Annotated in this window: 20 protein-coding genes and 3 pseudogenes; 9 read left to right on the top strand and 14 right to left on the bottom strand. The window is 58.1% G+C overall.

Annotated features, from left to right (window positions below):
* The first annotated feature begins 9 nt into the window (after positions 1–9).
* From RGR602_RS23585 to RGR602_RS23595, 3 genes are read left to right on the top strand one after another with little or no spacing between them, the layout of a single operon-like run.
* Positions 10–2,682, top strand: coding sequence for a hybrid sensor histidine kinase/response regulator (locus tag RGR602_RS23585; RefSeq protein WP_170250743.1), 2,673 nt, complete (start codon positions 10–12; stop codon positions 2,680–2,682).
* 14 nt (positions 2,683–2,696) lie between these two features.
* Positions 2,697–3,062, top strand: coding sequence for a response regulator (locus RGR602_RS23590; protein ID WP_040114528.1), 366 nt, complete (start codon positions 2,697–2,699; stop codon positions 3,060–3,062).
* 35 nt (positions 3,063–3,097) lie between these two features.
* Complete coding sequence (locus RGR602_RS23595; RefSeq protein WP_040114529.1) at positions 3,098–4,621, top strand: adenylate/guanylate cyclase domain-containing protein; 1,524 nt, start codon at positions 3,098–3,100, stop codon at positions 4,619–4,621.
* 421 nt (positions 4,622–5,042) lie between these two features.
* Here RGR602_RS23595 and RGR602_RS23600 read toward each other — a convergent pair.
* A pseudogene (locus RGR602_RS23600) lies at positions 5,043–5,407 on the bottom strand (short-chain dehydrogenase/reductase); the annotation flags it as partial.
* A 295-nt stretch (positions 5,408–5,702) separates the two neighbouring features.
* Here RGR602_RS23600 and RGR602_RS23605 point away from each other — a divergent pair.
* Positions 5,703–6,467: a hypothetical protein gene (locus tag RGR602_RS23605; protein ID WP_040114530.1), complete on the top strand. Its 765-nt coding sequence runs from the start codon at positions 5,703–5,705 to the stop codon at positions 6,465–6,467.
* Positions 6,468–6,997: 530 nt separating this feature from the next.
* Here RGR602_RS23605 and RGR602_RS38765 read toward each other — a convergent pair.
* A pseudogene (locus RGR602_RS38765) lies at positions 6,998–7,168 on the bottom strand (GFA family protein); the annotation flags it as partial.
* A gap of 118 nt (positions 7,169–7,286) precedes the next feature.
* Here RGR602_RS38765 and RGR602_RS23610 point away from each other — a divergent pair.
* The gene (locus RGR602_RS23610) at positions 7,287–7,589 is read left to right on the top strand and encodes a hypothetical protein (RefSeq protein WP_040114531.1); all 303 of its coding nucleotides are present in this window, start codon (positions 7,287–7,289) and stop codon (positions 7,587–7,589) included.
* A complete protein-coding gene (locus RGR602_RS23615) occupies positions 7,586–8,038 on the top strand; it encodes a type II toxin-antitoxin system VapC family toxin (protein WP_040114532.1) in 453 nt (150 codons plus the stop codon). Before RGR602_RS23610 ends, RGR602_RS23615 begins: the two co-directional genes overlap by 4 nt.
* A 190-nt stretch (positions 8,039–8,228) precedes the next feature.
* Here the strand turns inward: RGR602_RS23615 and RGR602_RS23620 are convergent, their stop codons facing one another.
* Positions 8,229–9,062 (bottom strand): helix-turn-helix domain-containing protein, encoded by an 834-nt coding sequence (locus RGR602_RS23620; protein ID WP_040114533.1) that lies wholly within the window; start codon positions 9,060–9,062, stop codon positions 8,229–8,231.
* Between the two features lie 468 nt (positions 9,063–9,530).
* On the opposite strand from RGR602_RS23620, the gene RGR602_RS23625 reads away from it, so the two are divergent.
* Positions 9,531–10,259, top strand: a complete 729-nt coding sequence (locus RGR602_RS23625) for a helix-turn-helix transcriptional regulator (RefSeq protein ID WP_223844110.1) — start codon at positions 9,531–9,533, stop codon at positions 10,257–10,259.
* Positions 10,260–10,427: 168 nt separating this feature from the next.
* Here RGR602_RS23625 and RGR602_RS23630 read toward each other — a convergent pair whose 3' ends face one another.
* The 7 genes from RGR602_RS23630 to RGR602_RS23660 all read right to left on the bottom strand — a co-directional run bounded on the left by RGR602_RS23630 (position 10,428) and on the right by RGR602_RS23660 (position 17,677).
* Complete coding sequence (locus tag RGR602_RS23630; protein WP_407692063.1) at positions 10,428–11,264, bottom strand: alpha/beta fold hydrolase; 837 nt, start codon at positions 11,262–11,264, stop codon at positions 10,428–10,430.
* A 306-nt stretch (positions 11,265–11,570) separates the two neighbouring features.
* Positions 11,571–13,166 (bottom strand): MFS transporter, encoded by a 1,596-nt coding sequence (locus RGR602_RS23635; protein ID WP_040114535.1) that lies wholly within the window; start codon positions 13,164–13,166, stop codon positions 11,571–11,573.
* On the bottom strand, positions 13,163–13,594 hold the full coding sequence (locus RGR602_RS23640) for a DoxX family protein (protein ID WP_040114536.1): 432 nt from the start codon (positions 13,592–13,594) through the stop codon (positions 13,163–13,165). The genes RGR602_RS23635 and RGR602_RS23640 overlap by 4 nt, the downstream gene beginning before the upstream one ends.
* Before the next feature lie 10 nt (positions 13,595–13,604).
* The gene (locus RGR602_RS23645) at positions 13,605–15,587 is read right to left on the bottom strand and encodes an amidohydrolase (RefSeq protein ID WP_040114537.1); all 1,983 of its coding nucleotides are present in this window, start codon (positions 15,585–15,587) and stop codon (positions 13,605–13,607) included.
* On the bottom strand, positions 15,587–15,877 hold the full coding sequence (locus tag RGR602_RS23650; RefSeq protein WP_040114538.1) for a XapX domain-containing protein: 291 nt from the start codon (positions 15,875–15,877) through the stop codon (positions 15,587–15,589). Before RGR602_RS23650 ends, RGR602_RS23645 begins: the two co-directional genes overlap by 1 nt.
* A gap of 71 nt (positions 15,878–15,948) precedes the next feature.
* Positions 15,949–16,638 carry a hydrolase gene (locus RGR602_RS23655; protein ID WP_040114539.1) on the bottom strand — a complete coding sequence of 230 codons (690 nt, stop codon included), beginning with the start codon at positions 16,636–16,638 and terminating at the stop codon, positions 15,949–15,951.
* Between the two features lie 106 nt (positions 16,639–16,744).
* Complete coding sequence (locus RGR602_RS23660; RefSeq protein WP_040114540.1) at positions 16,745–17,677, bottom strand: VOC family protein; 933 nt, start codon at positions 17,675–17,677, stop codon at positions 16,745–16,747.
* Between the two features lie 119 nt (positions 17,678–17,796).
* Here RGR602_RS23660 and RGR602_RS23665 point away from each other — a divergent pair, with 119 nt between their 5' ends.
* Both RGR602_RS23665 and tnpB read left to right on the top strand, forming a co-directional pair.
* A complete protein-coding gene (locus RGR602_RS23665) occupies positions 17,797–18,696 on the top strand; it encodes a LysR family transcriptional regulator (protein WP_040114541.1) in 900 nt (299 codons plus the stop codon).
* Positions 18,697–19,268: 572 nt separating this feature from the next.
* Positions 19,269–19,441, top strand: a pseudogene (tnpB, locus tag RGR602_RS36340) (IS66 family insertion sequence element accessory protein TnpB); the annotation flags it as partial.
* Positions 19,442–19,749: 308 nt separating this feature from the next.
* Here tnpB and RGR602_RS23670 read toward each other — a convergent pair.
* The 4 genes from RGR602_RS23670 to RGR602_RS23685 all read right to left on the bottom strand — a co-directional run bounded on the left by RGR602_RS23670 (position 19,750) and on the right by RGR602_RS23685 (position 24,565).
* On the bottom strand, positions 19,750–21,087 hold the full coding sequence (locus RGR602_RS23670; protein ID WP_052451732.1) for an epoxide hydrolase family protein: 1,338 nt from the start codon (positions 21,085–21,087) through the stop codon (positions 19,750–19,752).
* 432 nt (positions 21,088–21,519) lie between these two features.
* The gene (locus RGR602_RS23675) at positions 21,520–21,918 is read right to left on the bottom strand and encodes a cupin domain-containing protein (RefSeq protein WP_040114542.1); all 399 of its coding nucleotides are present in this window, start codon (positions 21,916–21,918) and stop codon (positions 21,520–21,522) included.
* Between the two features lie 53 nt (positions 21,919–21,971).
* The gene (locus RGR602_RS23680) at positions 21,972–22,739 is read right to left on the bottom strand and encodes an alpha/beta hydrolase (RefSeq protein ID WP_040114543.1); all 768 of its coding nucleotides are present in this window, start codon (positions 22,737–22,739) and stop codon (positions 21,972–21,974) included.
* Between the two features lie 50 nt (positions 22,740–22,789).
* Positions 22,790–24,565 carry a cytochrome c biogenesis protein DipZ gene (locus RGR602_RS23685; RefSeq protein WP_040114544.1) on the bottom strand — a complete coding sequence of 592 codons (1,776 nt, stop codon included), beginning with the start codon at positions 24,563–24,565 and terminating at the stop codon, positions 22,790–22,792.
* Positions 24,566–24,665 lie beyond the last annotated feature (100 nt).

Raw genomic sequence — 24,665 nt, forward strand, 5'->3', positions numbered from 1 at the left:
GGCCGCTTGATGGATCGAAAGATTCCGCTTCGCCTTATTTGCCTTTCGGCCGCGCTTTTGGGCGCGCTGCTCCTTAGCGTCGCCTTCATGGCGCATGATTTGCGTGAAAATCAGGGGCGTGTTGAGGAGGCGAATGCGCGCTTTCATATGTTTGACGATGCTGCCAAGGCGCATCGTCATTTTGGCGAGGTCCGTTATTGGCTGACGGATCTATCGGTCAGCCTGTTGACCCTCTCGGAACGGCGCGCGCAAGAAGCTCGCAAAGCGCTGGAACAAGATCTGGCCCGCATCAAGGTCTTCGCGCCTGATGAAGCGAATACGATCCTACAAGGTTCGAACGCATACTTTGAAAAGGCGATGGAGGCCGTTGACGCCTACACCAATGACAACCGGGTTATAGGCAACTCCCGGCTGGCGGCCGCCAGAAGCTATAGCGATCAAATCGATTCGGTGCTCATGTCACTCGAACAGCGTCTCGAGAACGAAGCCGATCTGGCGCGCGACGCTGCCGATGCAACGGCGCGCAACACCTATCTACGAGCTCTGATCGCAGCCGGCGTGACGACATTGGCCTGCATTCTGATGACCTGGCTGGTGTTGCGCTCCATCCTGGTGCCGCTCGGCCGGATCGACAGGGCGATGACGCAGTTGACGAGGGGGCAGGAGGATGTCGAACTGCCGCCAGAAGGCAGCGATGAATTCGGAAAACTTTCAAAGACGTTGCGATTGCTGCGTGACAGCCAGGCCGAGCGTCGAGAGCTTGAAGCGGTTGCCGAGCGCCAGCGCAATACGGTGATGACAGCGATCGAGACCATTCCCGATGGGTTCGCGTTTTTTGACGCGGACGACCGGCTGGTTTTGGTCAACCAACGCTATCTTCAACTTTTTCCGGAGACTGCGGATCTGATGACGCCTGGAAGGGCCTTTGAAGATATCGTTCGTGCGCAGGCAGAACGCGGCACGACCGATATCGGAAGCGGCAGCATTGAGAGTTGGGTCGCTGAGGCCATGCAGCGTCACCGCCAGCCGCAGGGCATGATCGAGCGGCAATTCGCCAATGGAACATGGCTGCGCATTGCCAAGCGAAAGACGCCGGAGGGCGGCACCGTGGCGGTCTACACGGATATTTCGGATTTGAAGAACCGACAGGCGGAGCTGGAGGAGGCAAGGCGTGGCGCAGAGGTCGCCAGCGAAGAAAAGAGCCGCTTCCTCGCCTCCATGAGCCACGAGCTGCGCACTCCTTTGAATGCGATAATCGGTTATAGCGAAATGCTCATCGAGGATGCCAGCGATCTCGGACAGACCGGATTCATTGCGGATCTCAATAAGATCGAGGGCTCGGGACGCCATCTCCTGGCGCTCATCAACGACGTTCTCGATCTCTCCAAGATCGAGGCGGGCAAGATGGAGCTTTACATCGAGCGCCTCAGTCTAAGACAGCTTCTTGCCGACGTTCAAAATACCGTAGCGCCGTTGATCGCCAAGAAGGGTAACCGCCTGACAGTGAGTGCCTCCGTCGAGCAGGATCAGTTCGAGACCGATAAGACCAAGTTACGGCAAAACCTGTTTAATCTTCTCTCAAATGCCGCCAAATTTACCGAGAACGGCGAGATCAAGCTTGCGGTGCGGCGTTACGAGGACGGAGTTGGTGAATGGCTCGAATTTGCCGTCAGTGATAGTGGAATAGGCATGACGAAGGAGCAGCAGCAAAAGCTGTTCCAAGCATTCGTACAGGTCGATTCGTCGACGACGCGGAATTACGGCGGGACTGGCCTCGGTCTGACCATCACGCAGCATTTCGTCAAGATGATGGGTGGTGCCATTTCCGTCGAGAGCGAATTTGGAAAGGGCTCGACCTTCCGCTTCACAATTCCTGCGATCACCAGAACAGATATCGTCCAGGAAAATGCGCCGCAAATCGATACCTTGGACGATGGGAGCGCGCATCCAACAGTTCTCGTGATTGATGATGAGGCGCGGGCTCGCAATTTCGTCTCCGACGCCGTTCGCAGCGCAGGCTTTACCGTGATCGAGGCGACGGGTGGAGAGGAGGGCTTGTCAAAAATCCGTAGATTGCACCCGGACGCAATCGTCCTTGACGTGATCATGCCGGGTCAAGACGGTTGGTCCGTTCTGCGTGAAATCAAGTCGGACAAGGCGATCTGCGATATTCCCGTCATCCTCGCGACGGTTGTCGCCGATCGCGAGATGGGCCTGGCCTTCGGTGCCGTAGACCATCTGATCAAGCCGATCGACCCTCAGCAACTCGTCGATACCCTAAACGCAGTCGCCGGCGAAGCACGCCATGATGTGCTTATCGTTGATGACGACCCCGCAACCCGCGATCTTTTCCGCAGGGTGCTCGTCCGCGAGGGTTGGCGGGTTCGGGAGGCGGCCGACGGTCGCCATGGTCTTGAACAACTCGAGGCCGGACGGCCGACGATTATGGTACTCGACCTGATGATGCCGAACATGGACGGTTTCACGCTACTTCAGGCGATCAAAGACAGGCGCGACTTGGCAGATATCCCAGTCGTTATCGTCACTTCGAAAGATTTGACGCGAGAAGAGCTGGAGTGGTTGGGCGTTCGCGCGAATGAAGTAGTCAGAAAAGGAACCAAAGGTCGCACCGATCTGATTGCAGCCTTAAAGCGGCACCTTCCGCAAAAGGAAGAGGCGTGAGGAGAGATGTTCGGATGGTCAAGATTCTTCTCGTCGAGGACAATGAGATGAACCGCGATATGCTCACCCGCCGCTTGGAGAAACGTGGTTACGAAGTTGTCAGCGCAACGGACGGGCTAGCCGGCGTCGAGGCGGCCGTGACCACGAAGCCGGACTTGGTTCTGATGGATATGAGCCTTCCTGTCATCGACGGCTGGGAAGCAACAAAGCGGATCAAAAGAAATCCCAACACTGCTGCCATACCGGTGATCGCACTGACCGCCCATGCCATGGCCGGCGATCGTGAAAGGGCAATCGAGGCCGGTTGTGACGACTACGACACCAAACCGATCGAACTACTGGGTCTGCTCGACAAGATCGCCCGTTTGACCGGAGGGTAACGATCGTGGCTCAATCTCGGGACATCGGGCACCGGATGTTTATCGCCAGAATCGCCCAAAATATCGTCGATCCAGCCCAGGCCATTCTGGGTTATCAGGAACTGATTACGGAAGAGGTGCGTGAAGCGGGACCCAGTGATGCTTTGCCGGATCTTGAAAGGATATTGAGCGCCGCCCGGGAGCTGAATACATTGATCAAGCGGCTTCTCGACATCGAAACACCGGAGAGTGGGAAAGCCCCCTCGCTCGATAGACTTTTACGGCATGATCTCAGAACGCCATTGAATGCCATCCTCGGCTATTCCGAGATGTTGATCGAGGACTTCGCCGATACCTTGCCGGCGCGCCTGCTGGAGGATGTGTCGAAGGTCATTCGTGAAAGCCGCAATTTGCTTGCGCAGATTGACGAAACACTTGATGGGTCGCCTCCTGATGCGGATCAGGAATTTCAGCCTAAATTCGATGGAACGATCGCCGCCGATCTGGCTAGGACAATGGCGACCCGTTCTTCGGCCGTCACGGAACGCGCAGGACGTATCCTCATCGTCGACGACACGGCGTCAAATCGCGATCTCCTGTCCAGACGGCTCCGCCGCGATGGACACACCGTCGTAGCGGCAAGCTCCGGCCAAGAGGCGATTCGTATCTTCGATCAGCAGGAATTCGACCTCGTATTGGCCGATATCCTGATGCCGGACATGAACGGTATAGAGCTTCTCGGCCAGCTTAAATCGGACCGACACTTTCGCGAGATCCCGGTCGTAATGATTTCCGGCCTGAAGGATGACGACGCCGTTGCCCGTTGCATTGAGGCGGGTGCCGAGGACTATCTCCGCAAACCGATCAATCCCGTCCTGTTTAAAGCCCGCATTGCCGCCTGCCTCGAGCGTCGTCGTTGGCGAACGCTCGAAAAGCAATATCTGGCGCAGATAGAATTCGAGAAGGAGCGGGCAAACGCCCTACTTCATGCGATTCTTCCGAAGCAGGTGGTGAAGCGGCTTGCGGACGGAGAGGAAGTGATCGCCGATCGCATCGATATGGTGACGATTATTTTCGCCGATATCGTCAACTTCACGGAATTTGCAGCGCGAACGCCGGCTGCAGCACTGGTCCGGAGACTGGGAGACCTGTTTAGTCGTTTCGACGAACTTGCTGATCAATATGGCATCGAAAAGATCAAGACGATCGGTGATGCCTATATGGCCGCGTCGGGACTACTGGACCCTCGCGTGGATCACGCCGTCGCCGGCGTTGCGTTCGCCAAGGCACTGCTGGCCGAAATGTCTGGACGAGTCGATGATGGCTCAGCGCTCACCTTGCGGATTGGCATTCATAGCGGGCCGGTCATCGCTGGCCTAATCGGTCGGAAACGCTTTGTCTATGATGTCTGGGGACACACGGTGAATGTCGCAAGTCGCATGGAGTCTTGCGGCGCACCGGGTCAAATTCAGATATCGCAAGCCACGTTCGATGCAATTGGCGAATGGCGTATGCCCGCTCGCCGGGAAATCATCAATATTCGCGGCATCGGGAGATGCACAACCTACCTTTTGGAATAACACATCCTGTCGCCGTGCTCCATCGTCCCTGTTGCAAAGAACGACCGCTGGTGCAGAACGGTTCGTGGTTGCTGTTTCAAGCCGCGTAGATGCCGAAATGCGTGCTGATGAGACGATAGCCCCATCACGCTGTGGACGAAGTGCGGATCAGGCTTCCCTATACGATTTATGACAACCGTTGCGATCAAGAAAAGATTTGCGCGAAGAGAGATAGATTGTGAATTGCCTGGTTAAATGTGCAGGTCGGCGGTTCTAGCTAAGCCGATCAAGGCGAGCAATTTGGGAACGTGAAGAGTCGGTCGTATCTGGAATCAGACCACAGATGAACGCAACGCGACGCACAGCGTATTCTCCTTCAGGGGTTTGAAGGACATGTGTCGCTGCAGGGGCGTTGCTGGCGCCCTCTGCAGAAGAAGATCCAAGCCTTCACGTCGAACGCAAGCGAACTTGAAAGCTCCCGATAGGCCGCGATCTGTTGCTGGAGCAGCGCGATTTTCTGTTCCACCATGCCGATGGCATCGGCTCCGGCGATGAACCGGCGGGGCAGCTCCGGCTGATTGACCAGGGTGATCAAGGCTTGGGCGAGTTTTGCGGAATCACCGCTTTGCTGGCCGCTGGCGGATTTCCAGAAGTCGAGGTGTTTTGCGCGCCTTTCGTCGTAGTCGTTCACAGACGGCGGGGCATATCGGGTGGGTTCGTCAGCAGCAGCTCCGTTCGGAAGAAGCCCGGATTGACGATCACAGTCTCAATACCGAGTGGTGCCACCTCCGCCTGCAGCGATTCCATTTACATCAGCCGTCGCTAAACAAGAAAACGACATTCGTGATTACGCCAACGCAAGTGTAGAGCCGGTCAAAAAAGTGTCACAATCGGCGGAATAGCTCCGGCGCCAATCCGTTATCCAGCCGTTCCAGCAGGAGCGACGGCCATAACATGCTTGCGTTTACTAACCCCACGAAAGCCTCCAGCCGCGCGCTGCGCGCCGAATATATGCGGCTGAAACGTTCTGAAAGCCAACGTCATTGGTCAGCCATTCGTGGGATCACTATGTTTTATGACAAACAGATGACACGGCAGAGCGATGGAAAATCTCAAAGTTCGCACAGAAGACATTGATGACTTAGCCAAATTCACGCGCTTTAGCTTTGCCGATCTGCTACGGCAGATCAGTCAACTTCGCTGGCTCATATGGGCCATAACAGTGATCGCCCTCTGCACGGTGGGCAGTGTCTTGACGGCCGTCTTCCTGCCAGGTTCCCGAGCCGTTCTTCTCGGGGAAGACGGCATCATCGAAACCGGCGGCGCCGTATGCCTGGCAAGCGTTGTGCTTTTGGCAGGTTCAGCTGCTATCGTATCTGGGCCGCGCGCGGCTTTTTTGCTGGGCGGCCTGTTTGGCCTCGTCGAGTTGATGGATGAGACAAGCTTTGGCGCTCGCATCCTTGGATTTCAACCGCCAGCTCTCTACGGTGGAGGCGAACTCGATGGCGTCCACGATTTGCTGATCCTGGCCTACCGGCTTCTCGGCGATCTCAGTCCAAGTCTTGGCTGGGCACTGATTGGACTCATTCTTGCTGTTTCTCTCGGCTCATTACTCTTTGCGCTGAGAGTCGTATGGAACACGCGCATTGACGCAAGATGGCCGCGGCTTTCCAACCACGTGCTGATTTTCCTCCACGTCGGATTGATCGGCGTGGCGCAGGTGGTCGATGTAGCCACGACCTCCCGCACATTCTCTGCGGTGGAAGAACTACTGGAGTTCAATGCCGCCGTCTTGCTGTTGTTCTACGTCGCTCAGCAGGTCGTGGAAACCACGCGACGATCGAGATCGGGTCGATCGCGCCCCTGAGCGCGATGGCGGCGCGATAGAACGTGCGGCAGGTAATCCCCTCTGGAAGCCTTAACGACCAGAGAGGCAGTCGCGCTCCGAACCATAGTCATCTTCTGCAGAGACTTCGCTAATGCGGCTGAGACCCACTCATAATTCTGGAGCTGCTGCGGGCGTCACTCCGTCAGTGTCAGGTCATCTCCCATACTTTGCGCCACTCGGTGAACTCGGGGGGCGAATCTGATGCCGCGCGAAAATTACCTCGTGGAGCGTCGTTAACTCCGCTTCAGATCTCGACGCCAGGAGAGACCAATGTCAGTGTTCAAACTGTCAACATGGCATTGCTGGTCGCCTCAGCGGCCGCTGATTTTGCCAAGATAAATTGGCCTCGACGCTCGAAGCCGTATCGAAGGCTTACTGCGACAGTGCAGTTCCCAGCTCGACATAGGTCTCCGCCAGACGTCGGAGGCTTTTTGCGGCTTTTGACCGTCTCTGATGACAAGAGGGTACTGCAACGGACCGGCAAGGCGGGATTGTCGAGCCATGACCAAGGAAGCCTCAGATATGTCCACACAGTCAATTAAGTAGAACGCATCAGCGCTGAACGGCGCACCAGTTCTTCGCTGACAAGCCAAACAGTGAGACAGCGCAGTCGATTGTGGCGGTTCGCTGAGCATCAGTCTAAGAGCGTCGCGGGCGCATTGGGCATCGCACCACTTCAGGGCACTTTTGCCCGACTTGGGACCGACAGGCCATCTTCATTTCCGGGGCCGAACCCCGCCAACCTTGCCATCCAAAGAAAACGCGGCTATATATCTGGATATAGCATGGAGGCAGGCGATGAGCAACAGTGCGCAGAAGAGAGCTCTCGAGAATTATCGGTCCCGCCTGGCCGAGCGTGGCATCGCACGGTTCGAGATCCAGGCGCTCGACGCCGACCGCGATCTACTCCGATCCCTTGCCCGGAAACTGACGGAGGAAGGTCCGGAAGCCGGACAGCTCCGCCGGACCATACAGCAGGCAGTGGCGGGTGAACCTTCGAAAGTGGGCGGCATTCTCGCGGCGTTGCGTCGCTCACCTCTGGTTGGCGCGGATCTCGACCTTAGCCGGCCGCGAGAAGAGGGGCGTAAGGTCGATCTGTGACGCGCTACCTCCTTGATACAAATATCATCAGCAACGTCATAAAGCCGGAGCCGTCGGGCTCGCTGCTGACGTGGATGGGCGCGCAAAAGGACGAAGATCTCTTCATTTCTTCGCTTACCGTCGCCGAAATCCGCCGAGGTATCTTAGAGAAACCAAAGGGCAAGAAGCGCAGCAGCCTTGAAGCTTGGTTCGCAGGCCCCGAGGGTCCGCAAGCGCTGTTCGCTGGCCGTGTCTTATCGTTCGACGAGAAAGCTGGCCTCGTCTGGGCGCGGTTGATGGCCAACGGCAAAGCTAAAGGCCGATCGCGAAGCGCGCTAGACACAATCATTGCCGCCGTAGCCGAAGCGAACGAGTGCGTCGTCGTGACCGACAATGAAAAAGACTTCGAGGACGTGCAGATCATCAACCCTCTCCGTACCTCTGGGAGCCACCAGGAGGTAGGCAGATGACGATAGCTCGAACGGTCCGGCCGGTTCACTTCGAGGATTTCAGCGGCACAGAGTTTGAAACGCCTCTTGCCTCACCGTTGCGATGGCTGGACGGATCTCGCTTGGTTCGGCCAAACGGGAAGCGACCGAGGCGGCAAGGCTGCCAGATGCCCTGCAACTGCATCGCATTCACAGAGCCCAGAATATTAACTCAGGAGTTTCGGCGCCAATTGCCAGGCGTCAGGCCGGCGATACTCGAAAAAACCCGCGTGAAATGGCTCTGATCCGCGAAGCCGCAGGCGATGGCCACCTCGGCAAGTGGCGCGTTCGAGGCCCGAAGCAACTCGCGGGCGCGATTCACCCGCTCGCTGAGAAGCCATTGATATGGTGTCATCCCAGTCGTTTCCCGAAAAGCGCGAATGAAATAGCCGCGAGACAGATTGCAGACCTTCGCGACCTCCGAAATCGAGATGTTGCCGTCGAGGTTTTCGAGAAGCAGACTTTTTGCCAGTTGCTCATGCGAACGCGACAGGCTTCGTGATCTGTTGGAGGCCGCGATGGACCGACCGCCATAGCGTTGGACCAGATAGGTCCCGATGGCAGTCGCCATTTGGTCGACGAACAGCGCGCTTGCCTCCTCGGGTTTTTCGAGTGCCGGGGTCAGCGCGCGACAAAGATTGGCAAGCACGATATCTTTTGAAGCGGTTTCGGCCGCCAGCGACGTCACGCCAGGAAGTTCAGCGCCTTCGGCAATCCTGATGAGAGACGCAGGCGAAATTTCAAGCAGAAGGAAATCGAAAGGACCGCTAAGATCTGCCTTGTAGCCTTCGGAGAGATTGCGGATATAGATCGAATTTTCCGTAAAATCGTGGTTGGTCGCATGATGTTGATGATAGATGCGCCGCGTATGGCCACCGAGCGAAGATACGCCGACAACGAAACCTCGATCGCTTGCCGACGTCTTGACTTGATCGAGCCGCATGACGCTCGTCGCCTTGCGGAAGACCGCGATATCCGATCCTGCCAAAGCCTGGTTGATCGACAACTGCTTCAGAGGACATCCAAAACCATCCGTCGTCGGCCCAGCGGGTGATTTGATGTGACGGTCGGAAATTCGAACCAAGACGCACAGCCTTCATTTTAAAGACGCTGGAGCTGGGTTCTGACCCATTTTGGTGGCTCAGGCCTTCCGCGCCGACTTCTGGTGGATCGCCGAATCTCTTCGACGAGGATGCTTTTGTTCAAGATAGATGTTTGAAAGGTGTATAGGAACCTTCAAGGCGTGGCATCTCAGCGGACGGCTATACAGTCCCCAGCCCGGATGATCGAGACACATGTGAGTGAAGCGTTGGCGGCCAGTGAGAGAATTGCGGCATGTTTTGGTGTCGAGGCAGCGAGGGCGCTGGCGATCAGGCCTATTCGCGAGGCGAAGCTCTCTGTCGTGCATCTTGACCACTCCTATGATGACGGCGAGCATCCTGTCTTCCTTCCGCCCGATGACGCCTTCCTGGTCATGCTCTATCTCGTCGATGTCGACCATTCCGACATCTGGCCAGACCGACCTCCGGCACCTTTCAAGAGGTATCCCAGGGGCTCGATTTGTCTAATCAGCCTGAAGGATGGAGCCGCAATCTCCATTCGAGGTCGTTTTGAGGTCCTTGCGTTTCATATCCCGAGCTCGCATTTTGACGAGCTGGCGAAGGATGCAGGAGAACCTCGCGTCGACGACCTTGCGACCTGTCGCGGGGTCGACGATCAGGTAATCCGCAATATTGGTGGAGCACTGATGCCGATGTTCGATATGCCGGAAGAGGTCAGGGATACGCTGCTTCCGCATATCGGACTGGCGTTAAACGCCCATCTCGCGCATCGTTACGGACGGTCGCCCGCCCAGCGCCTGTTGGCCAGCGGTCAGCTGTCTCCTATGCAGGAAAAGCGTATCAAGACGTACATAGCTGCGAACTTATCGGAAAACATACCGGTCGATAAAATTGCCGACGCGACCGGTTTTTCATCGGATGAGCTCCGCTCCGGCTTCTTTGATACGACTGGGCAGTCTGTTCTCGAATGGATTTCGGCGTGTCGGATGAAGAAGGCCCAATCACAACTGAGCCGGACCGGTGAGACCATCGCCCAAGTGGCAGAAACGTGCGGTTTTGCGGATGAGAACACATTCGTCGAGACCTTCACGAAGGCGGTGGGTGTCACTCCTGGAGAGTGGCGTTCACGCAACCGGCACTAACAGATTTCACGATCGAGCGGCGCTGCTCTACGACCTTTCCCACGTCCATTCCCGTCGATCTCGGCTTTGAGGAAGAAGCCTAGGAATGTTCTGATGAGGACCAGTTTGGATGGAATTGTTTACCGCGAATCCGGATGCAGCGCTAACAGCCGCACCCGGACTTGCTAATCAGGCCTCGACGAACTTCAAGAGATCGGCGTTCAGGACATCGGCATGGGTTGTCAGCATGCCGTGCGGATAACCCTTGTAGACTTTGAGAGTACCATTCTGCACCAGCTTCACGGACAGCCTGCCGGTGTTGTCGATCGGCACGACCTGGTCGTCGTCGCCGTGCATGACGAGGGTCGGAACGATGATCGCCTTTAGGTCTTCCGTCTGGTCGGTCTCCGAGAAGGCCTTGATCCCATCGTAATGAGCCTTGGCGCTGCCCATCATGCCCTGCCGCCACCAATTCTGGATGACGCCAGGATAAACCTTAGCGTCGGGACGGTTGAATCCGTAGAATGGACCGGTGGGAAAGTCGACGAAGAGCTGCGCGCGGTTTTCAGCAACGCCCCTGCGAATGCCGTCGAAGACTTCCATCGGAAGGCCGCCCGGATTTGTCTTGGTCTTCAGCATCAGCGGAGGAACGGCGGAGACCAGAACGGCCTTGGCGACGCGGCTGGAAGGCTGACCGTATTTTGCGACATAACGGGCGACCTCGCCGCCACCTGTCGAGTGCCCGATGTGAACGGCGTTCTTCAGGTCAAGGGCTTCAACGAGAGCGAAGGCGTCGGCGGCATAGTGGTCCATATCGTGACCGTCTGCGACCTGCGCGGAGCGTCCGTGACCGCGTCGATCATGGGCGACGACGCGATAGCCCTTGGATAGGAAGAACAGCATCTGGGCGTCCCAATCGTCTGATGAGAGCGGCCAGCCATGGTGGAAGACGATCGGCTGGGCATCCGTGGGACCCCAATCCTTATAGAAGATTTCGACGCCGTCCTTGGTGGTGATGTAGCCCATTGTGTTGTCTCCTTTAATTGAGGTGGTGTTGGAAGCAATGTTGGCGGCAAAGCCGAACGATGAGGGGAGCGCCATGGCCGCAGCGGCGGCAGCTCCGGAAAGCAATGCGCCGCGGCGCGTGATGGAAGGGTAGTTCTCAGTCATCTTCGTGTCCTGCGATCCCTGCTTGTGCCCTTAGGCCGTGTTCGTCTGTTAGCGAGATATTGCCGTCCAGAGCCAATGCCGACAATTGCACCAGTAGTTTCGATTTGATTGCGATTTTCGCAACAATGGAGGGTGCGGACCGGCCGCTCTCTGCTGGCCATCTTAAGCCGCGCCAGGCCGGTTGATTGCCAGGAAATGCCGGACGACAGGCTTGTCCCTCCCTGAATGATAGGCAAGCATCTGACCTTGAAGATCGGCATCGGCGTTCGATACCCGCTTGTGCTGTCGGAGATGTTCAGCCCAGGATTCCACCATGAACCATTCGACGATCTTTTGCGGATCGGCAGAGTCTTCCGTCACACCCCATCCATAGGCCCCGTCACGCCGCCGCTCGTGAGACATTCTGTCCAGCGCATGCAGGAAGGCGGTGCGATGATGTTTTTCGACATTGTATTCGATCAGGATCAGGACCGGGCCTCGATCATGCGCAACCGGTTCTGCGACGAGTGGTTCGGGCCAGTGGTTTGATGGAATCAGATCGGCATCGCCAGAGGGCAGTTTGATACGGTGCATGATCAGTCCAGCCACGAGCAGTCCGCCCGCACCGATCACCAATGTGCCCGAGACGCCGGCAACTTCGCCGACAGCACCCCAGCCGAGGCTGCCGGCCGTCATCGCACCGTTGAAGACAGTCAGATAGACGGCAAGGCCGCGCCCCCGCACCCAGTTCGGCAGGATCGCTTGCGCGGCGCCGTTGAGAGTGGTGAGGGCGGTGATCCATGCTGCGCCGAGGAACAGAAGGATAAAGACCGCCAGCCCTTGCGGCGGAGCCAGCGAAAGCGCCGCCATGACCAACGCCGTCACGAGCGCAGACCCGAGTAACAGGCTGTCGGCATCCAGACGCTGCCGCAGCCGCGGCATGACGAGCGCACCGCCGATTGCACCTGCACCGACAGCGCCGAGAAGGATGCCGTAGAAGCTGGCGTCACCGCCCAGGAGTTGGCGCGCAACCAACGGAAGCAGTGCCCAGACAGCACTGGCGAACGCAAAGAAGATCGCCGCTCGAAGCAGCACGACATGAAGCGTCTGGCTGGCGCGGGTGTAACGCAGTCCTGCCCGGAAGGCGCCGAAAAACCCTTCCGACAACGCGTCGTTGGCATCCTTGGCGCGCGGCCACCAGATCAACGCCGCGATGACGAGGACGTACGTCGCAACGTCGACGCCGTAGGTAACGGCGGCACCAAAAGCGGCAAGCAGCAAGCCACCAGCCGCAGGACCGATTGAGCGCGCAATATTGATGCCCAGCGAATTCAGAGCGACGGCATTCTTCACATCTTCGCGAGGCACGAGTTCGGGCACGACCGCCTGCCATGTCGGTCCCATGAGCGCGGCACCGATACCGCCTAAGAACGTCAAGCCAATCAGCGCGCTGACCGAAAGCATGCCTACGTGGGACAATGTCATCAGCGTTATGCTGACACTTGCCAAAAGAAGCTGAACGGCGATGAGGAACTTGCGCCGGTCGAGGATGTCCGAGAGAACGCCTGCCGGGATTGCCAGCAGGAAGATCGGCAGCGTGCCGGCCGCCTGCACCATGGCGACCGCCGCAGGGGCAGCGGAAAGATCCGTCATCAGCCAGGAGCTGGCGACATCGCGCATGAAACTGCCGGTGTTGCCCAGAACCGTGGCCGCCCATAGCACCGCGAAGACGGGTTGACGGAGCGGTGCGAAGCCACCGGAGGATTTTCTGACGCTCATCTGCTCGTTCCCTTGCCGATATCGATTGTTGCAACGATCACGAACGCGCCAGCGAGACCAAGATGTTCGAAGAAGGCATTCGTTGCCATCATGCGGTCCATCCCGGAAGGCATTTCCCAGAATCGAAGTGCAACGAGGGTCGCAAGCAACGTGAATCCCGCGAGAGCCAGCGCTCCGAGCCAACGCAGGAAGCCGGAAAGCACCATGGCCGAAGCCGCAAGCTCGAACGCGATGACCGCGACCGCGAAGAACACCGCTGGATGAAGTCCGAAATGCTCCATCTCGCCAATGGCGCCGTTAAAGTCGAAGATCTTGGTCAGCGGCCCCTGGATATAGGCTGCGCATAAGCCGAGCAGCGCGATGAAACGCGCCACGGGCGACGCGAGCAGTGAAACGACGCAGTTGCGGAGGGGGATGTCCGATGGCATGATTTTTTCCTCATACGGCCCAGCAGGAGCAACCGAGAGCACCGAAAAAGGCCTTTAGGTCAGCGATTGGCAGTTTCGAAGTCCATGCCCCGGCATGGTCGTGGCCATGCACGCCGCAGTCGCTGGCACAGCCGCATGTCGATATCGCCGTGCGGCGAAGCGAGCGCTTGCCGGCGCCTTCCGGGTCTCCCCAGGCGGCATAACCGCCGAAAGCCCTGACAGGCGACCAATCGGGCATTGCAGGCGGCACGTCGTTCTCATCGAGCGCCTTGAAGTCGCCGGCACCGTAGACGATCTTGCCGCCGACCATGGTGAGGTCTGACGTCAGGAATGAAATCTCGTCTTCGGAGCAAGAGAAAAAGTCCTTGTCCGGCACGACGAGATCGGCGAACTGGCCCTTCTCAATGCGGCCCTTCTTGCCTTCTTCGTTGGAGAACCAAGTGACGTTTTCGGTCCACATCCTAAGCGCCGTTTCGCGGTCAAGGCAGTTGGCGCGGGGATAGAGCTGCATGCCGCCCACGGTCTTGCCGGTCACCATCCAGGAGAGCGAAACCCACGGGTTGTAGGAGGCAACGCGGGTCGCATCTGTGCCGGCGGAGACGTTGATGCCCTTCTCGAGCATGCGCTTGATCGGCGGCGTGGCTTCTGCAACGCCGTGACCATAGCGTTCGACAAAGTATTCGCCCTGATAGGCCATGCGATGCTGCGTCGCGATGCCACCACCAAGCGCTGCGATCCTATCGATGGAGCGGTCCGATATCGTCTCTGCATGGTCGAAGAACCAGTTCAGGCCTTCGAGCGGGATGTCCCTGTTGACCTTCTCGAACACGTCGAGCGAGCGGCTGATGGTTTCGTCATAGGTGGCATGAAGGCGCCAAGGCCAACGGTTTTCGGCCAGCACCCGCACCACGTCTTCAAGTTCGCCTTCCATTTCCGGCGGCATGTCCGGGCGCGGCTGGCGGAAGTCTTCGAAATCCGCGGCCGAGAAGACCAGCATCTCGCCAGCGCCATTGTGGCGGAAGTAGTCGTTGCCCTGCTTGTATTTGACAGACCGCGTCCAGTTCAGGAAATCCTGCTTCTCTTCCTTCGGCTTCTGCGTAAATAGATTGTAGGCAAGGCGAACGGTAAGCTGATCTTCATCGGAGAGTTTCTGAATGACGGCATAGTCGTCCGGGTAGTTCTGGTAACCGCCCCCGGCATCAATGACGCCGGTGACGCCGAGCCGGTTCAGCTCGCGCATGAAATGGCGGGTGGAATTGACCTGGTAGTCGAACGGCAGTTTCGGCCCCTTGGCGAGCGTCGAATAAAGAACGCCGGCATTCGGCTTTGCCAGCAGCATGCCAGTCGGATTGCCATTGGTATCGCGGGTAATTTCCCCGCCCGGCGGATTCGGCGTATCGCGGGTGTAACCGACGGCACGAAGTGCTGCGCCGTTCAGGAGCGCCCGGTCATAGAGATGGAGTAGGAAAACCGGAGTATCCGGCGCGATCGCGTTGATCTCTTCGATCGTCGGCAGGCGCTTTTCGACAAACTGATGTTCGGTGAAACCGCCGACGACTCGCACCCATTGCGGGGCTGGCGTGATCGCCACCTGCCGCTTCAGCATGTCCATGGCGTCGGCAAGGCTGCGGATGCCATCCCAACGCAGTTCCATATTGTAGTTGAGACCGCCACGCACGACGTGGGTGTGGTTATCAATCAGGCCGGGCAGCACGCGTTTGCCCTTTAGATCGATCACCTTTGTACTCGGCCCGGCAAGCGCCATGATCTCGCTGTCGCTGCCCACTTCCATGAACAAGCCATCCTTAATGGCGATCGCCGTGGCATTCGGGTTGGTGCGGTCGAGCGTAGTGATCAATCCATGATGAAGGACGATATCTGCATACATTGGAGCGACTCCGGTCTTGACGGGATCGGCGGCATGGGCCGTAGAAAACAGATTTGAAAAGGCGAGGCTCGATGCTGCGCCCAGGAAGGTGCGGCGCGTCGTCATCAGCTTTTCCCCAATGTCGGATCTTTGCGCTGGGAGGTCACCTCCACCACGTTCGGACCGCCTTGCGGGAGGTGGCCGAACATGTGCGGCTTTACCTGATGCAGCCAGGAAAGGGCAGCAGGCTCGCGAGTCCAGATGCTTTTTGCCAGCGGAACGAGCTGCTCACCGACGAGGATCCCAAGCAAACCGATGAGAGCGACGACAGGCGGGGCGGGCGAACGGACGTTGAGCAGGCTGTAGATCACGCCCACCAGCACGCCGGCACCGAGTGACAGGAGATAGATTTTCATGGAGGAGACCCTTCGCTTTGTAGGAAGCAATTCGCTCCGGCAGGTGGCGTCCTGCCGGAGCGATGCCGGGTTTACTTGGCCGGGTTGGGGCCGATGCGCCTGCCGTGGATGACCCGCTCAGAGCCGCCGTGAACGTGGGTGACGGCATAATCGATGCCCATGCCGTAAGCACCGGAATGCTCCTTCACCAGAGAGGTAACCGCCTCGTAGGTTTCCTTGCGGGCCCAGTCGCGCTGCCATTCCAGCAGGACCTGCTGCCAGGTGACTGGAACGACACCCGCCTGCACCATGCGGTCCATGGCGTATTTGTGCGCGTCGACAGACGTGCCGCCGGAGGCATCCGCGACCATGTAGATTTCATAGTCGGTATCGTTCATGCAGGAGAGGGCGAACGTCGTGTTGCAGACCTCGGTCCAGAGACCAGCGACGACGATCTTCTTGCGGCCGTTGGCGGCGTTCTTGGCAAGTGCATCGCGGACGTTCTGATCGTCCCAGGAGTTCATCGAGGTGCGCTCGAGAATGTCGTTGTCGGGGACCACGGCGAGCAGTTCGGGAAAGGTGTTGCCCGAGAAAGAGTCGGTCTCGACGGTGGTGATCGTGGTCGGGATGTTGAAGATCCTGGCTGCTTTGGCAAGGCCCACGACGTTGTTCTTCAAAGTCTGGCGATCGATCGACTGGACGCCGAAGGCCATCTGGGGCTGCTGGTCGATGAAGATGATCTGGCTGTTCTGCGGGGTCAGGACCTGAAGCTTGTTAGACATCTCGTGTTTTCCTTCTAGTTGGATTGAAGATAGCAATGGGGCAGGGGTCGCTGCGCGTCTTGAACGTTGGGACGCTGGATTGTCGGAAAGCGACCTGGCTGGAACATTAGGCCGCAAGTGGCGCAAGCTCGGCCTCGATTTGGGCACGGTAGGGCTCGTAGCGGCCCGGTAACTTCAGAGCCTCCCCAAGGTGCGCTGTGTCTTCGTCGCGGTTGAAACCGGGTTCGTTGGTGGCAATTTCGAACAGCACGCCGCCGGGGGTGCGGAAGTAGATCGCCCAGAAGTAGTCGCGGTCGATGACCGGGGTGACCTGGTAACCGGTGTCCATCAGGGCCTTGCGGACTTCAAGCTGTTTTGCGCGATTCTCGACAGCGAAGGCGATGTGGTGAACCGAACCCGCGCCCTGCCTTGCGAAAGGCGTTTGTGGAAGGGCCTCAAGGTCGATCGTGTCGGCACCATTGCCGCCGGGGATAACGAACCGGGTGACGGCACCTTCGGTCTCAGTGCGCTGGTAGCCCATGAACTCGAGAAGCTCGGTGGTGGCAGCCGTGTCGTGGAGACGAAACCGTGCCCCGGAGAAGCCCCGGATGGCGAAGCTGTCATCAATTCCGGCACCACTCCACGCTGTACGGACGTCGCCGGCCGTTTCGATCAGGGCAAGGCCTTCACCATCCGGACCGATAAAGCGCAGGCGGTTGGCGCCGAAGATTTTATCTGCTTCGAGGAGATTCGTATCTTTCGCGCTCAGGCGATCCTGCCAGAAGGAGAGCGAGCCTTCCGGGACGGCGAACTGTGTCTCGCTGACTTCGCCAACGCCGGCCCGGCCGCGCATCGCGTCAGGGAATGGAAAGTAGGTCACGACCGTGCCAGGAGTGCCATTTTCATTGCCGTAGTAGAGGTGATAGACAGTCGGGTCATCAAAGTTCACGGTCTTCTTGACCCTGCGCATGCCGAGGGTCTCAGTGAAGAAGGCGTTGTTCCGGCGGGCTTCCGATGCCATGGACGTGATGTGATGCAGTCCCTTGATGTCCCTGATCATGATGCTTGTCTTTCCGCAGCTGCGCTGTTCGTGTGGTGTGATTAAAAACCTACGCCAGTTGATCAGCGGTCGGAATTGCAATAAAACTTGCGAGTGAATTGCGCAGGATGAAATAATAGATGAACGACTATAAGGCTCTGAGGACCTTTCTTCTGGCTGCCGAGAAGCGCAACTTTGCGCAAGTCGCGCGCGAACTCGACATGACGCCCGCAGCGGTCACCAGAGCGATCGCCGCCTTGGAGGAAGACCTTGGGGTGCAGCTCTTTGTCCGAACCACGCGTCAGGTGTCGCTGACGACCGAGGGGGCGATCTACGCTGCGCAAATCCAGCCGGCGATGGCTGCGCTGGAGAATGCCCGCAAGGACGTGATGAACACGCACAAGGCCGATCACGGTCGGCTGCGGATCAGCGCGCCGACCTGGTTCGGCCAGCAGGTGCTTCCTCCCATCCTTTCAAGCTTCCAGGAGCGATTTCCCAAGATCAGCTTTGAAATCTCCCTCGCGGACGGTCTCGTGAACATCATCGACGATGACTACGACCTCGCTATCCGCATCTCGGCTGCACCGTCCGACAAGTTCACAATCTGGCGGAAGATCAGTTTCGTGCGCCGTATCCTCGTCGCCGCTCCAGGGAGCCGATTCGTAAACATGAAGCATCCCAGCGAATTGACCCCTGACGACTGCCTTGCATACAGCGGCGAGAGCAAGCGGGAGAACTGGGCGTTGTCGGACGGCAGTGGCAGTACCAACATCTCAGCAGGCCGCGCGTTTAGCGCCAACAGCGGCGAAGTCCTCGCAAGCATGGCTGCCGACGGGGCGGGTGTCGCCATGCTGCCGAAGTTCCACGTAGCCGAACAACTGCGCACCGGACGGCTAGTCCACGTCCTGCAGAACTGGTCGCCGCCGGATTTGTGGCTGACGCTCTACTATCCGCCCTATCAAGCGCTGCCCCCGCGCATCGCATCGTTTTCGAAATTCTTCGAACAACAAGTACCAGCGTTTATGACGGCAATGGAATGACCTTCGCCGTGATAATGTTGGACTGCGCTGCTATTACAAAAGCCGTTTAAAACAATTCTAGATCACCAATCTTGCGGCCTCCTCCCCCACTTACGTTCCGCATCATTGTGGGGTCGTGGAGCGATCATCACGGGCTGCGTTCGTGAATTTTGTTTGTGTCTAGAGAATGATCTCACGCCAGCGGTAATCACCTCGATCAAATGGAACATGACCCAGCGCTAAACGTTGAGTGATGTCGGAGTGTATCTACGAGTAAATACACCGTACCGGGCACTCCTAGGAGACGTAAATGGATATCACCACACTTCTCATCATAGTTCTGATCGTTGTTCTGCTTGGCGGCGGCTGGTACGGCCGAGGGCGCTGGTATTAAGCGAGGCGGAGACTTGTCCGCGACGTGAACAGCTCGGTCATCGCCCGACGCTGGGGCGTCAACCGCGGATTGGCGGCGCGAGGCCGGGCTGACTTCTTGACGATCGGCGAAAGCCTGGTCGCGCCCGAGTTGGCGCAGGCGAGGGTGGCGGCGTTGCGGGGACGCCGATGTTGCACTTTCGCCGAATGGCGTGAAGATCATGGTAGCGACTGCAGCCTATCGACTTTCGGCGCGGCATGAATGCTCTGGTGGCGCTTGGTATTGTGGCGACGTGTTCGTGTTCCGCGCCAAGTATCTCGATCGACTTCGCTGAAATTACTGGGATCAGGCATGATCCTGGCAACGAAGTGGCTCGAGGCGGGCAAGTTGGTCATCGCGTGCTTGAAGCAGGAGAGAGGCGCATCGCATTACAAATATAGGTGATAAAAATAGCCGGCCTGGGCCCGATCGCTGTCGTAAGCCCAAATCAGGCAAGACGACCACTTCTGTCGTTGATCACCGGTATGTCCCCATCGAAGTTCGATTGCCGCTCCTAGACCGGAAGATTTCATCAAGCCAGCGAATGTGACAAACAGCACATTGCTCGAGGCGCGGCGCGGCAGCTCAAGAATCCGAATGAGCCGCATACATGTTCGCGGCCCGAAATGAGGGGGGCCGCGATTACTACGTGTTAGCTGATATTATCGGACAGACTTGAACGCTGCGCGCAACTCTTCCGCAAAGAGCCGGGGCTGTTCCCACGCAGCAAAATGTCCACCTTTCGCTACCTGATTATAGTAGTACAAAGTCGGATACGCTTGCTTGCTCCAGCTCTCAGGTGCCTTGTAGATTTCCTTAGGAAATACGGAAATGGCAACCGGTATTTTGATTTCTTTGGTCCTTTGCGCCTCGGCGCTGAAGTTGTTGTTGTTGTTTTCCCAATAGAAACGAGAGGATGACGCTCCGGTGTTCGTCAGCCAGTACAAAGTGATGTCATCGAGCATCTCGTCCTTGGACAGGACACGCTCAGGGACGCCATCACTGTCGCTCCACTGGGCAAATTTTTCGTACATCCATGCGGCAAGACCCGCGGGCGAGTCTGACAGCGAGTAGCCAATGGTCTGCGGGCGGGTCACCATCATCGCACCGTACGCGGCATTGCGTCCAAAAAATGTGCTAAGCGACTGGAAGGCTTCGCGTTCTGATGTCTTCAGGTCAGACGGGGCGGGGTCGCCGCTATTGATCGCTCTAATCAGTTCGCCTGGAACCGTTGCGGGCATATTGAGATGTATCGCACGCAAACCCTTTGGTGCCTGGCGAGCCAGCGCATCGGATACTACCGAGCCATGATCCCCACCCTGGGAAACGTAATGCTCATATCCGAGCCTCTTCATGAGGGTGTCCCAAGCCCGTGCAGTGCGATCAGGACCCCAGCCCAAATCCGTCGGCTTCCCAGAAAAGCCGTAGCCGGGGATGGAAGGGATGACAACATCAAATGCATCCTCGGCGCGGCCGCCGTAACCTGTGGGATCGGTAAGAGGGCCGATGGACTTAATGAACTCGAATGTTGAACCGGGCCAGCCGTGAGTGAGAACCACGGGGAGGGCGTTGGGGTGACGGGAGCGAACATGGATGAACTGGATCTCGACCCCATCGATCGTTGTGATGAATTCCGGCAATGAATTGAGCTGCGCCTCGGCTTTACGCCAGTTGTAATCAGTGCCCCAATAGCGAACCAGTTCCTGAACTTGCGCCAGTTGAATACCTTGCGAGGAATCATCGACGGTTTCCCTGTCGGGCCAGCGTGTCTCGGAAATGCGCTTGCGTAAATCATCGAGTTGAGATTGTGGGACGTTAATATGGAACGGACGGATACTCTCATCCGAGCTGGTACTCTTTGCCGACGTGGCCGAAATGGCATCGGCGGCGATTGCCGGGAGGACGTATCCCGCAGGAACGAGCATGAGGGAGCCAACCGCAACTGCAATCAGGCGGCCAGCGAAATGGACTCGAATAGAGGCGATTTCAGTTCTAGTCATAAGATACTCTCCGTTGTTTTGCCTGTTGGTGACGGAGAGCAGGCTAGAGGGCGGACGTATCCAGCATGTTTTGAAAATTTGCCGGAAGTGTATCAGAGCGTAGCGTCGTGATCGTGAGCCCGCTCTACACATCGGTCGCAAAAGCCATTTTGTATCAGGGACTTGACAGTATGGTGAACACTGCGGCTCTGCAGGCATCCGGATCAGGCGACTGTAGGGCTAGGGATCGACTTGTTTGCTTGATCGAATGTGCTCGCGAAGGGGTTAAGAGCGGTACGGCCTCGCTGAGGCAAATCTTATCCTGCCGACCCAGACGTCATTTTTGGCGAAGTGTGTTCTGGCAATGCCGAGCGGCGATAGCTGTCGTGTCTTGGACAGTGCCGACATGCGCAGGCAGCGCCACTGCTCCCTGCGCATGTTGCGGATAAGTCGTTATTTTGACGGTACGACCAGAGTCTGGCCTTTCTTGACGATATAGGTGGCAAGCTCCGAGGCTTTGCCAGTGCCTACATTTTGCGCCGAATGAGCAACGCCGGTCGGAATGAAGAGTGATTGACCTGCGGAAAGGGTGACCGGCTCGCGTCCGTCTAATTTATACTCAAGCGCCCCTTCGATCACGTAGGCTATCTCTTCACCGGGGTGAGAATGCCTGGCGGCCAGAACACCCGGGAGAAAGTCGACACGGACCTGCACAACTTCGTGGGCGGGCACGTCGATATCGCTCTTGATGAGATCCGTGCGTAGCAGGGGTTCATCAGCGAACGCCTGCAACGGCGTCATTCCGCTGCTGAGAAACAGGAGGGTTGCGACAAATGCGTTGATCGGTTTCATGCCTGTGTCCTTTCAGGATACTTGTGAAGGAGATCGTGGGTGCGGGGATGCGCCTACCTGCTCTTTGCACCAACTTGCCGCGCCGCTGTTTCGATGACGTCGGCAACCTTCTCGGCTTGCGACGCGAACACGGCGTGGCTTGCCTTGATCTCGGTAACCACGCTGCCCGCGCGCTTAGCCATTTCGCGTTCCAGTTCAGGATTGATTGAGCGGTCTTCGGAAGCAACAATTGACCAGCTCTGCTTTATCTTCCAAGCGGGATCCCCGACCTTGGCGGAAAACGCTTCCTTCGAGGCGTAGACCTGAGATCTCGCCAGAAACGCTGCGTCGTCTTTCGGCAGGTCCGCGGCGAAGTCATTCGCGAACGCGGCGGGGTCGAGATAGACATATTTGCCATCCTTCGTTTCGCGAATATTCATGCCGCCGGCCGGCTTGGAACTTGCGAGGCTGAGGAGGCTTTCGCCACGGTCCGGCTGGAAGGCTGCGACATACACGAGACCAGCGACAATGGGACTGTGGCCAGCTTCGGTGATCACCATGCCGCCATAGCTATGACCGACGAGAAGCGTTGGGCCGTCCTGCAGGTCGAGCACCCGATTGGTTGCGGCGATATCGTCGGCAAGCGACGTGATCGGCTCCTGAACAATCGTGACATTGAAGCCTCGCTCGACGAGGATATCAGATGCCTTGCGCCAGCCCGAACCATCGGCGAGCGCACCATGGACGATAACGATGTTTTTCACGTCGGCGGCCTGTGCCGCGAAGGCAATCACGCTCGTGGCGAAGGCGAGTGCTAGGGTCGAGATGTAGTGGCGGTTCATGGGTTTGACTCCTGTCTGTTGTGGGTTGTTTTGGTAAGGGAGATGAAGTTTCAGCCGAAGGTGAAGGCGTAGGCTTCGACGCCTGGATCGAGGAAACGGATTTCGAACGTCCGTTCGTTCACGTCGCCGGACTGGCGGACGAGTTGGTAGAGCCTGGTGGACATCACCGTGCCCTGGCCGTCGGCGTCGGTATCTGCGCCATGGTTTGGTCCGGGAGCCTTGCCGTCGATCGTCACCTGGAAGCGGACCGGCTTGCCGGCAGCACTGGGTCCGAGAACCAGATGCAGGTCGCGGGCGCTGAATCGGTAGACGATGCTACCATCCGGCTGGTTCAGGACGGCCTGCTCAGCGCCAACCGTCCAGGTTCCGGAGAGGCCCCATTCATTCAGGCCCGGTTTGTCGATAGAATACGCGTTGGCGGCGTCGGCACGGAGGTTCTCCGGAGAGGCGAAGCTGGTGGCGCGTTTGTATCCGAGATAGGTTTCGCCCGAACGGACGTTCTTGAGGTCCGGGCTGGCCTCGGCTCCTTTGGCGTCCGGGGTCACTGGCGCAGTCGAGGGCATCTCGCTGCCGGCTTCGCGCAGAAGGTCCTGGATCGCCTGCTCGGTCTGGCGGTAGTTGCCTTCGCCGAAGTGGTGGTAGCGGATATTGCCCTTTGCATCGATCAGATAATGCGCTGGCCAGTAGCTGTTCTCGAAGGCGCGCCAGATCTTGTAGTCATTGTCGATCGCAACCGGATAGCCGATCTTAAAATACTCGACCGCCTTTTTGACGTTGTCGATCTTTTTCTCGAAAGCGAATTCGGGGGCGTGCACGCCGATCACGACCAGGCCCTGATCCTTATATTTTTCCGACCAGGCACGGACGTAAGGCACGGTGCGAATGCAGTTGATGCACGAGTAGGTCCAGAAATCGACGAGGACGACCTTGCCGCGCAGCTGTTCAGTCGTCAGCGGCGGCGAGTTCAGCCATTCGACGGCGCCATTTAAAGACGGCGAACCACCTTCGATAGGCAGGCTGCTGCGAAATGGTCGGTTCCTGTCAGCGATGGCAGCCGTCGCGCCACGATCGGCAGCTTCTACGGACGAGTTCGCCGCGGGCCTCTTGTGCAGTTGGTCAAGCACGGTCTGTTCGAAGGCGGCTGTGCTGGTATAGGAAAGCCGTGCCAGGAGGCCCGTATCGAGACCGAGCGCAATGACGGCAACGCCGGCCAGGACCGCGGCACCCAGCATCTGGCGAAGACGCTCGCTTACGCCGAGCGACCGCTTCATGCCGGCAAAGATCTTGCCCCCGACAAGAAGGGCAATGGCAAGCGATGTCGCGGCACCAGCGGCATAGGCGACGAGGAGGAAAGTCGTCTGGAGATTGGCGCCTTGCAGTGCCGCACCCGTCAGCAGGAGGCCGAGGATCGGCCCGGCGCAGGGTGCCCAGAGCAGACCGGTCGCAACGCCGAGGATCAAGGAGCTTGCGGCAGTCGGTACGGAGCCGGGTTTGCCCGACGCATTCAGAAGCCTGTTGCCGAAGTCGACGACTGGCTGGGTGATGACGCTTGCAACGCGTGGCGAAAGAAGGCTGGCCCCGAAGACCGCGAACAACAGGATTGCGGCGAAACGCCCGTATTCATTGGCATGGATCGCCCAACTTCCGCCGACCGACGCAAGCGTCGCGACAAGTGCGAAAGTACCACTCATGCCGATCAGCATGGGCAGCGTGCTTCGGATAAAGGGCTGTCCCGCGCGGGCAAAGACGAAGGGGAGAATGGGAAGGATGCACGGACTGAGTATGGTCAGCGCTCCTCCGAGATAGGCAATGATGAGAAGTGTCATCGTCGTTTCCTTGAAACCGGTTGGTCGGGTTCTGGACGGCGATGGGGCACGGCCAGCAACGGGGCCAATCTGGTGGGCGCGACGTATCCTGGATGTGTCC

The organism is Rhizobium gallicum bv. gallicum R602sp, assembly GCF_000816845.1.
Taxonomy (GTDB): domain Bacteria; phylum Pseudomonadota; class Alphaproteobacteria; order Rhizobiales; family Rhizobiaceae; genus Rhizobium; species Rhizobium gallicum.

Bases quoted from the DNA above. Each gene is read 5' to 3' on its own strand.
- RGR602_RS23630 (WP_407692063.1), bottom strand. From the start codon at position 11,264: ATGGGCTACATCACCACCAAGGACGGCGTCGAAATCTTCTATAAGGAT.
- RGR602_RS23675 (WP_040114542.1), bottom strand. From the start codon at position 21,918: ATGAAACCGATCAACGCATTTGTCGCAACCCTCCTGTTTCTCAGCAGC.
- RGR602_RS23645 (WP_040114537.1), bottom strand. From the start codon at position 15,587: ATGACGACGCGCCGCACCTTCCTGGGCGCAGCATCGAGCCTCGCCTTT.
- RGR602_RS23595 (WP_040114529.1), top strand. From the start codon at position 3,098: ATGTTTATCGCCAGAATCGCCCAAAATATCGTCGATCCAGCCCAGGCC.
- RGR602_RS23605 (WP_040114530.1), top strand. From the start codon at position 5,703: ATGGAAAATCTCAAAGTTCGCACAGAAGACATTGATGACTTAGCCAAA.
- RGR602_RS23610 (WP_040114531.1), top strand. From the start codon at position 7,287: ATGAGCAACAGTGCGCAGAAGAGAGCTCTCGAGAATTATCGGTCCCGC.
- RGR602_RS23665 (WP_040114541.1), top strand. From the start codon at position 17,797: ATGAACGACTATAAGGCTCTGAGGACCTTTCTTCTGGCTGCCGAGAAG.
- RGR602_RS23625 (WP_223844110.1), top strand. From the start codon at position 9,531: ATGCTCTATCTCGTCGATGTCGACCATTCCGACATCTGGCCAGACCGA.
- RGR602_RS23660 (WP_040114540.1), bottom strand. From the start codon at position 17,677: ATGATCAGGGACATCAAGGGACTGCATCACATCACGTCCATGGCATCG.
- RGR602_RS23585 (WP_170250743.1), top strand. From the start codon at position 10: ATGGATCGAAAGATTCCGCTTCGCCTTATTTGCCTTTCGGCCGCGCTT.
- RGR602_RS23640 (WP_040114536.1), bottom strand. From the start codon at position 13,594: ATGCCATCGGACATCCCCCTCCGCAACTGCGTCGTTTCACTGCTCGCG.
- RGR602_RS23685 (WP_040114544.1), bottom strand. From the start codon at position 24,565: ATGACACTTCTCATCATTGCCTATCTCGGAGGAGCGCTGACCATACTC.
- RGR602_RS23590 (WP_040114528.1), top strand. From the start codon at position 2,697: ATGGTCAAGATTCTTCTCGTCGAGGACAATGAGATGAACCGCGATATG.
- RGR602_RS23635 (WP_040114535.1), bottom strand. From the start codon at position 13,166: ATGAGCGTCAGAAAATCCTCCGGTGGCTTCGCACCGCTCCGTCAACCC.
- RGR602_RS23650 (WP_040114538.1), bottom strand. From the start codon at position 15,877: ATGAAAATCTATCTCCTGTCACTCGGTGCCGGCGTGCTGGTGGGCGTG.
- RGR602_RS23670 (WP_052451732.1), bottom strand. From the start codon at position 21,087: ATGACTAGAACTGAAATCGCCTCTATTCGAGTCCATTTCGCTGGCCGC.
- RGR602_RS23680 (WP_040114543.1), bottom strand. From the start codon at position 22,739: ATGAACCGCCACTACATCTCGACCCTAGCACTCGCCTTCGCCACGAGC.
- RGR602_RS23655 (WP_040114539.1), bottom strand. From the start codon at position 16,638: ATGTCTAACAAGCTTCAGGTCCTGACCCCGCAGAACAGCCAGATCATC.